The 3,287-nt window shown below is 59.1% G+C and carries 1 protein-coding gene; it reads left to right on the top strand.

From position 1 onward, the window contains the following. A partial coding sequence (locus tag EA58_RS20655; protein ID WP_161781089.1) for a condensation domain-containing protein occupies window positions 1-3,287 on the top strand: 3,287 nt, incomplete at both ends.

Below are 3,287 nucleotides of genomic sequence, written 5' to 3' on the forward strand. Positions count from 1 at the left end.
TACACCTCGGGAACCACAGGCCAGCCGAAAGGGGTAATGGTGGCGCATCAGGGCGTGGTGAATCTGGCGTACTTTATGCGGGACAGTCATCAGTTGGCTCCGCTGGCGAAAGTGCTGTGTTTTGCAAATTACGTGTTTGATGCATCGGTATATGAGCTGTTGCCATCCCTGATGTTCGGGTGTGAGTTGCATCTGGCCACATCGGTGATACAGCGTGATGAACAGGCATTGCTGACATATCTGAATGAACATGAAGTGTCCAAGGCTTTCCTGCCAACAGCGCTGTTCAACTATCTGGGCGATAAGCTTGCCGGAACCTCCCTGAAAGTCTTGCATGTGGGGGGCGAATCATTAAATCCGCTGGCTCAGTTGCCGGTCGAGACTCTCTTTAATCAGTATGGTCCGACCGAGGCAACGGTCTGTGCGACTCAGAAAACCGTGCTTCCGAATGACGTGAGCATCGGCGCGCCCATCAGCAATACCCAGTTGTATGTGCTGGATGAGTATCAGCAATTGCTGCCACTGGGCGCGGTCGGCGAGCTGTACATCGGCGGGGCCGGTCTGGCCCGGGGCTACCTCAACCGGCCTGAACTGACAGCGGAGCGCTTTATTGACAACCCGTTTGCCACGGAAGCGGATAAGGCGAAGGGGTATACCCGGCTGTACCGCACCGGGGATCGGGTGCGCTGGTTGCCAGACGGCAATCTGGAATATCTGGGCCGGAACGACCAGCAGGTGAAAATCCGGGGGTACCGGATTGAGCTGGGCGAAATCGCCAGCGTGCTCAGCGCTGAGCTGAGTGTACAGCAGGCGGTGGTGATTGATCTGGACCGGGAAGGCAGTAAGGTACTGGCGGCCTATGTGGTGCCGGCTGATGGCGATGTGGATACTGAGTCATTGCGCCAAAGCCTGTCGGCGCAACTGCCGGAATATATGGTGCCGGGCAGTATCACGCTGATTGATCAGGTGCCGCTGACCATCAACGGCAAGCTGGACCGTCGGGCGCTGCCGGCGCCGGTGTGGGTGAGCGAAGACAGCTACCGGGCGCCGCGTAATGCAATGGAAGCCCAGCTGTGTCAGGTGTGGCAGCAGGTGCTCGGCGTCGAGCAGGTCGGCATCGACGACAACTTCTTCCGTCTGGGCGGGGATTCCATTGTCAGTATTCAACTGGTCAACAAGCTCCGTCAGGCCGGGTTGAGCCTGCAGGTGAAAACCCTCTTTGACCACCCGACCATCAGTACGCTGGCGGGAGTGTTGTCAGAGGCGCAAACTGCGGTGGAGATGCTGACCGAGCAGGGCGAACTCACGGGCTCCTTTGGTTTACTGCCCATCCAGCAGTGGTTCTTCGAATGTGAGTGGCCGTCGCCACAACACTGGAATCAGGCCTTCATGGTGCGGCTCCCCGGGGAGATGGCGCCGGTAGACATTGAGCAGGCGTTGGCGGCACTGGCTGCTCAGCACGATTGTCTGCGTACCTGTTTTGTACAGACAGCGGAAGGCTATGAGCAATGCTACCTGTCCGTGGGCCGACAGCCTGCCCTGCAAACGCTGGATGTTCGCGGGGTCGATGATGCCTCGCTGCAGCAGTATTTGACTGACTTACAGCGCGGATTTGATTATCACGCCGGGGAAGTCTGGCAGGCCGCACACCTGACCGGCTATGCCGACGGCAGCGCCCGGTTATTCTTTGCGGCGCACCATCTGGTGATTGATGCGGTTTCCTGGCGGTTGATTGCAGAGGACATGCGCCTTCTGCTGGCCGGGGAAGCGCTGCCGGCGAAAACCAGCAGCTACCGTCAGTGGGTCGAGACGGTGCGACATTACGGTGAGACGCACTCGGAGGAAGTGGCTTACTGGTCATCGGTGCTCTCTGTGCCAGCCCCTGAACTGGCCCCGGTGGCACTCAGTGAACACAGGGCAGCGTTGTCCCCGGCCATGACTTCGGCGTTGCTGTCTCAGGCCGGGCAGGGATATCACACCCAGGTCAACGACTTGCTGCTCAGTGCGCTGGCGGTCGCGCTCTCGGAGACCTTCGGTCAGGCCGAGAACGGGATTCTTCTGGAGGGCCACGGCCGGGAGGCAATTGATGCACGAATTGATCTCTCCCGTACCGTGGGCTGGTTGACCACCATGTATCCGGTCAGGCTGATGAGCGCACCGGCGATGGCTGACACCATCATTCAGACCAAAGAAATGTTAAGAGCGATCCCGAACAAAGGGATCGGCTATGGCGCGCTGGCGAATCAGCTGGGTCAGCCCTTGCCCCGGGTCAGTTTCAACTATCTTGGGCAACTGAGTGTCGGTGAAGCCGATGCGCTGTGGTCGCTGACCAGTGAGCCGTGCGGCGTGATGGTTGCGCCGGAAAACCAGAGCCCCTTACTGCTGAATATCAACGGCGCGGTGCAGGACGGCACACTGTCTTTTTATGTGCACAGCCGGTTGGGTGAAGCGCAGGGAGCGGTGTTTGCCCGGGCATTTGAGCAGGCGCTGTGTGCTGTGATTGACACCGCCTGCACCCAGGCTGTTCAGGGCGGCATCCGAACGGCCAGTGATTATGGTCAGGGTGTGGTGTCTCAGTCTCAGTTGGCGCATTTGCAGCAGCGTTATCACGGCATTGAAGCCATTTATCCGGCCAGCAGTTTACAGCAGGGCTTTCTTTATCATCAGCTCAGTCAGCCTGAGGATGATGCTTATTGTGTGCAGTTGCTGATGGATTACCACTGTGCCCTGGATGTTGCAATTTACCGTGCGGCCTGGCAACTGGCGACGGAACGCTTCCCTGTGCTGCGGACCGCATTTGACTGGCAGGAAGCGCTGCTGCAGGTCATTCTGACCCCGTCAGGCGCAGGTGAACCAGATATTGACGTCGTGGATATCAGCCACTTGCCGGAAGCGGCGCGTGAGGCGGAAATCAGACGACTGCAGCAGGCTGACCGGGCGAAAGGCTTTGACCTGACGCAGCCGGGGCTCTTCCGGCTGACCCTGATCCGGCACCATGAGACCCATTACACCCTGCTGAAAACCGAGCATCACAGCATCGCAGATGGCTGGAGTGGTCCGGTGCTCTGGCAGGCGGTGCATACCCATTACCAGCAACTGTGTCAGGGGCAAACACCCGTGATCGCCGCAGATGAGGCATATGCCCGGACACAGCAGTACCATCTGGCCCATCAGGCGGAAACGGAAGCATACTGGCTGAGGCAGCAGTCTGCCTGGGAAGGTGGGAATGACGTGACGCCGTTGCTGACCCATCCGGTGAATCTGGCCAAGATCAGGCAGATTGATCG

Source organism: Photobacterium galatheae (assembly GCF_000695255.1).
Classification (GTDB): domain Bacteria; phylum Pseudomonadota; class Gammaproteobacteria; order Enterobacterales; family Vibrionaceae; genus Photobacterium; species Photobacterium galatheae.